4 protein-coding genes and 1 pseudogene are annotated in these 5,254 nt (G+C 73.5%); 2 read left to right on the plus strand and 3 right to left on the minus strand.

What is annotated here, in order from left to right:
- Positions 1-192: 192 nt before the first annotated feature.
- From AOK00_RS34390 to AOK00_RS34400, 3 genes are read right to left on the minus strand one after another with little or no spacing between them, the layout of a single operon-like run.
- Positions 193-1,374, minus strand: a complete 1,182-nt coding sequence (locus AOK00_RS34390; protein WP_055604060.1) for an RCC1 domain-containing protein — start codon at positions 1,372-1,374, stop codon at positions 193-195.
- Positions 1,375-1,388: 14 nt separating this feature from the next.
- Entirely contained in the window at positions 1,389-2,546 is a 1,158-nt protein-coding gene (locus tag AOK00_RS34395) for an RCC1 domain-containing protein (protein WP_055604061.1), read from the minus strand.
- A 17-nt stretch (positions 2,547-2,563) separates the two neighbouring features.
- Positions 2,564-3,790: an RCC1-like domain-containing protein gene (locus tag AOK00_RS34400; protein WP_055604062.1), complete on the minus strand. Its 1,227-nt coding sequence runs from the start codon at positions 3,788-3,790 to the stop codon at positions 2,564-2,566.
- 656 nt (positions 3,791-4,446) lie between these two features.
- Here AOK00_RS34400 and AOK00_RS34405 point away from each other — a divergent pair.
- A complete protein-coding gene (locus AOK00_RS34405) occupies positions 4,447-4,944 on the plus strand; it encodes a hypothetical protein (protein ID WP_079042345.1) in 498 nt (165 codons plus the stop codon).
- 74 nt (positions 4,945-5,018) lie between these two features.
- Positions 5,019-5,254: pseudogene (locus AOK00_RS39820) on the plus strand (hypothetical protein); the annotation flags it as partial.

Consider the following 5,254-nt stretch of genomic DNA (forward strand, 5'->3'; position numbering starts at 1 on the left):
CCTCTGCCCGCCCCGCGCGGGACCTGGCGAGAGGCCCCGCGCGAGGCGGGCAGAGGAGGCCCGAGGGAGGCCGGGTACGCGGCCCGAGGGCCGGACGGGCGCGAGGGAGGCCCGCCAGGCGGGCACGAGGCCCGAGAGCGGCCGGCGCGGGGCCGCGCGGGCCCGGCGAGGGGGCCGCGCGGCCGCACCGGGTCAGTAGGCGAACGCGGACTTGCCCGTCACGGTGGTGGCGACGTGAGTGACGCCACTGCCGGGCGGCAGGGCCACCGTGGTACCGGTGGGGTTGGTGGTCGTGCCGTCGCCGAGCTGGGCGGTCGCGTTGGCACCCCAGCCGATCACCGAGCCGTCGTCCAGCGCGGCCACCGTGAAGTCGGCCCCTCCGGCGATGCTCTGGACGCCCTTGAGCGTGTCCAGGACGACCGGGGTGGTGCGGTTGGCGTTCGTGCCGTCGCCGAGCTGCCGGTCGGTGTTCTTGCCCCAGCCGGCCAGGCTGCCGTCGTCGAGGACGGCGAAGCCGGACGCGGAGGTGGCGTAGATCCTGGCCACGGCGTCGAGGTGGGCGACGTCCACCGGCTTGTTGCTGTCGGTGGTGGTGTCGTTGCCGAGCTGGCCCTCGGCGCCCTTGCCCCAGGCCTTGACGACGCCGTCGGCGGTGAGCGCGAGGACGTGGTCGCAGCCCACGGCGACGGACTCGACGTCGACGAGGTCGGGGACCTTCTGCGGCGTCTCGCGGGTGGTGTTGTTGCCGGTGCCCAGACGCCCGTTGTCGCCCTTGCCCCAGGTCCAGACCGTGCCGTCCTGCCGGAGCGCCACGCTGAAGTCGCAGCCCGCCCCGACGTCCTTCACCCTGTCCAGGCTCTGCACGGGGATCGGGGCCTTGTACGGGTTGGTGGTGTCCTGACCGGTGCCGAGCTGCTTGGAGGCGTTGCTGCCCCAGGCGAGGACCCGGCCGCCCTTGACGGCGAGCGCGTGGTTGAGGCCCGCGGAGACCTCGCTCACGCCCGAGAGTCCGGCGACGGTCGCGGGGAAGGACTGGGCGACGAGGGTGCCGTTGCCGAGCTGGCCGGTGGCGTTGTTGCCCCAGCTCTTCACGGTGCCGTCCTTGAGGAGGGCGACGGCGAAGCCGTTGGCGGCCGCCGCGGCGCCGCCGCCTCCTCCGGAGAGCTCGCGCACGTCGTCGCGGGTGATGCCGATGACGGCGGCAGGGGTCTGCTGGGCGAGGACGCTGCCGTTGCCCAGCTGTCCCTGGGCGTTCTCGCCCCAGGCGCGCACCCAGGGGTCGGTGCCGGCGGCGTGGGCGGAGAGGCAGGGGGCGGCGAGGGCGGTGGCCGCCGTGAGGGCGGCGAGCAGAGACGTGCGTACGGGGAGATTCATGGCGACCTTTCGGGTCAGTAGGCGTAGCTGGAGTGCCACACGGTGGAGGCGGCCACGCGGGTCGCGCCGCTGCCCGGGGGCAGGGCGAGGACCGGGGTGAGGGAGTTCGTGGTGGTGCCGTCGCCGAGCTGGCCCACGGTGTTCTCGCCCCAGGCGAGGACCGAGCCGTCGGCGCGGACGGCGAGTGTGTGGCGGTAGCCGCCGGCGAGGGCGGTGACATCGGTGAGCGCGGGGACGGGGACCGGGGTGGTGCGCTTGACGGTGGAACCGTCGCCGAGCTGGCCGTGGGCGTTGTCACCCCAGGCGCGCACCTGTCCGTCGTCGAGGACGGCGAACGAGTGGAGACCCGCCGCGAAGATGCCCGCGACCGCCGTCAGGTGCCGGACGTCCACGGGCGTCGAGCGGTGCTCCGTGCTGTCGTCGCCCAGTTGTCCGTCGGTGTTGTGGCCCCAGGCCTTGACGGTGCCGTCGGCCGTACGGGCCAGCGAGTGGTAGCAGCCGACGGCCACCTCCACGACGTCCGTGAGGCCCGGCACCCGCTGGGGTGTGGTCCGGTCGGCGGTGGAGCCGAGGCCGAGCTGGCCGTAGTGGTTCCGCCCCCAGGTCCAGACCGTGCCGTCCTCGCGCAGGGCGAGGGCGTGGTAGCAGCCGGCGGCGATGTCCGTGACCTTGCTCAGGCTCTGGACGGCGACCGGACGGGGGGTCGAGTCGGTCGTGCCGTTGCCGTGCTGGCCGAAGGCGTTGTCGCCCCAGGCGAGGACCCGCCCGCCGCGCACGGCGTAGGCGAAGTGGGCTCCGGCGGCGACGTGGGACACCCCGGACAGTCCCGCGACGGCGGCGGGGAAGGGCCGGTTGACGGTGGTGCCGTCGCCGAGCTGCCCGTTGCTGTTGCCGCCCCATGCCTCGACCGTGCCGCCGTGCAGCAGGGCGACCGCGAAGGAGTTGCCGTCGTTGCCGCCTCCCGCGGCGAGCTCGCGCACCGTGGCGCGGGCCAGGCCCCGGATGTTGGAAGGGGTCTGCTGCGTGACGGTGGTTCCGTTGCCGAGCTGGCCGACGCTGTTCGCCCCCCAGGCCCGTACCCAGGGGTCGCGGGGCTCGGCGGCGTGTGCCGGGCCCGCGAGGGCGAGGAGCGCGAGGGCTGCGGCGATGCCGCGTCCGTAGGCGTACGTCATGCGAGGACGCACCCCGCTCAGTACGCGTACGTCGTGTTGCCGCCGAGGGAGACGGCCACCGCCTTGATCGCCGAGCCCTCGTTGAGGATCTTCACCGACTCGTAGCGGGCGACCGTCGTGCCGTTGCCGAGCTGGCCCTCGCCGTTGTGGCCCCAGGCGAAGACGTCGTCCGCCGTGACGGCGACGCCGTGCCGGGCGCCGGCCGCGAGGTGCTGGACGCCTTCGAGGCGCAGGATCTCGACGGGGGCGGTGCGGTTGGTGCGGGAGACGTTGGAGTCGAAGGCCTCGTCGCCCTCCAGGAGCTGGCCGTACTGGTTGTTGCCCCAGCCCCAGACGTGGCTGTCGCTCGTCTTGACGTAGTTGTGGAAGGCACCCGCCTCGATGTCGGAGACGCCCTCGACCCAGTCGACGTCGACGGGGAGGGTGGCGGACTTGGTGGAGGAGTTGCCGAGCTGGCCGTAGAGGTTGTAGCCCCAGGACTTGACCGTGTCGTCGGCGGTCAGCGCGAGGGCGTGGTGGCAGCCGGCGTCGATCTCCACGATGTTCTCCAGGCCGAGGACCTGTCGGGGTACGGAGCTGGTGGCACGGGTGCCGTTGCCGAGCTGCCCGTGGATGCCGCGGCCCCAGGCGTACACCTTGCCGTTCTCCAGGAGCGCGAGGCTGAAGTCGCAGCCGGCCGAGATCTGCTTGACCTTGGGCATGCCCTGGACGCGATCGGGGACCGTACGGCTGTCGCCGGTGCGGTTGTTGCCGAGCTGGCCGTAGGCGTTGTCGCCCCAGGAGTAGACCTGGCCGCTCGTGTCGAGGGCGAGGGCGTGCTTTCCGCCGGCGGCGACGTCCTTGATGTTGTTGAGGCGGGGCACGGTGGTGGGAACGGTCTGGTTGGTGTTGCCTCCGTTGCCGAGCTGGCCGGAGGAGTTGTGGCCCCAGGACTTGACGGTCTTGTCGGTACGGGCGAGGGCGAACGAGTCGGCGGACGAGGTGCCGCCGGCCGACATCTGGTCGACGTCACCGCGGAAGAGACTTGTGACCGAGGACGGGCTGAGGCTGTCGGCGAGGGTGCCGTTGCCGAGCTGGCCGGTGCGGCCCGCGCCCCAGCTCAGCACGGTCGGGTTGCCCTCGTTGGCGTTGGCCGCGGGGGCGAGGGCCGGAACGGCGGTGAGGGCCGCCGCGGCGAGCGTGGCGGCTGCGAGCCGCCGGGCGCGCGGTGTCGTGCGCGAGGGACTGCGTCGTGAACGGGACATGGCTCTGCTCTCCTTCGACGGGGACATACGGGAGCGCGGCGCCCGGCCGGTGCCGTCCGCCGGGGACGTACACGGGCCGGTCGCGGGTCATGCGAACACGGCGTGCCGGGCCTGCGGGCATGGAGTGCCCACGGCCGGGTGCGACGGCCGGGACGGGCCGCCGGGCACATCAGCAGACTGTCCGAAAACGATCACCGGGGCGCGCTGGAATCGCTGAAACACCCGTTAGACGGACCTCCGTTCGGGGTGCCGTCCACGGGGCGCACTCACGCTGCCACGAGCCCCCGGAGGGGTGGCGCACCGCACCCCGTGGCGGGCCGCCGAACGGCGGCGGCCGGGGGAGTGAGGGGACCGGCGGTACGGGGCCGGCGGCCCCCTCGCCGCTGCGCCGGATTCCACGCCCACGGGTGTACGGGAGGACCGCGCGGCCGGCCTCGGAAGGCCCCGGTCGCGGCCCGTTCCGGCGGCCTCCAGTGCGCTCCGCCGAAGTGGTGAGCGGCCCCCGGGGTCCGCGCCGCACCGTGTGTCCTGCCGAAGTGCCGAGTCCCCGGCGGTTAGCGTCTGGATGCGCTCGGTGATCTTGAGGACAGTCCCCTGTCCGCCCCTGGCGTCCCCTTCCGAGCTCACCAAATCAGCCCTGTCCCAAGGGAGTTCCCATGCCCGTGCCCGTTCCCGAACGCAAGACGTCGGCACGCCGTGTGCTGACCGCGGCCGTCCTCGCCGCCGCTCTCGCCCTGCCCCTGGCCCCCACCGCGTACGCCGAGGAGTGCAAGCCCGAGGACCAGGCCTGTCTGGACAAGGAGGCCAACGCCAAGGAGGCCAAGGAGATCGAGGAACAGCAGAAGAAGACCCAGGAGGCCGCCGGCCAGGCCGACAAGGACATCAAGGCGGCCGGGGAGAAGCTCAAGGAGTGCCCGCCCGGCTCGTCCTCCTGCATGGGCAGGCTGACCGGCGGCAAGGGCGCCGCCGAGGAGAAGGGGCTCAAGGAGATGACCGACACCATCTCCTCGCACAAGCCCGAGCCGGCGGACAACGCGGCCCAGGCCGTGACCTCGACCTGCGAGTCCTTCCCCGGCTCGCTGCCGCAGGGCTCCACCGACCCGGGACAGTCCCCCTTCCCGGTCGACCAGCTCTGCAGCCTCCTCGGCGGCTGAGCCGCTCCCCGCGCACGTCCCACGTCACCCGCTCCTTCTCCCTCCTCCCCTCCGTCCCGAAGGGATTCCCCGCCATGCCCGCGTGCCATCGCCGCGCCGCCCTGCTTCCCGCCCTCTCCGTCCTCCTCGGCCTCGCCGCCGTCTCCCTCGCGCCGCCCGCCGGTGCCGCCGAGGAGGACGGAGAGGGCGGGAAGCAGGGCGGCGCGGCGATGGCACGCGGGCATGGCGGGGAATCCCTTCGGGACGGAGGGGAGGAGGGAGAAGGAGCGGGTGACGTGGGACGTGCGCGGGGAGCGGCTCAGCCGCCGAG

The sequence above is a fragment of the Streptomyces aureus genome, assembly GCF_001418135.1.
Taxonomy (GTDB): domain Bacteria; phylum Actinomycetota; class Actinomycetes; order Streptomycetales; family Streptomycetaceae; genus Streptomyces; species Streptomyces aureus_A.

Excerpts from the sequence above, each read along its gene's own strand:
- AOK00_RS34405 (WP_079042345.1), top strand. The coding sequence starts at position 4,447 with ATGCCCGTGCCCGTTCCCGAACGCAAGACGTCGGCACGCCGTGTGCTG.
- AOK00_RS34390 (WP_055604060.1), bottom strand. The coding sequence starts at position 1,374 with ATGAATCTCCCCGTACGCACGTCTCTGCTCGCCGCCCTCACGGCGGCC.
- AOK00_RS34395 (WP_055604061.1), bottom strand. The coding sequence starts at position 2,546 with ATGACGTACGCCTACGGACGCGGCATCGCCGCAGCCCTCGCGCTCCTC.
- AOK00_RS34400 (WP_055604062.1), bottom strand. The coding sequence starts at position 3,790 with ATGTCCCGTTCACGACGCAGTCCCTCGCGCACGACACCGCGCGCCCGG.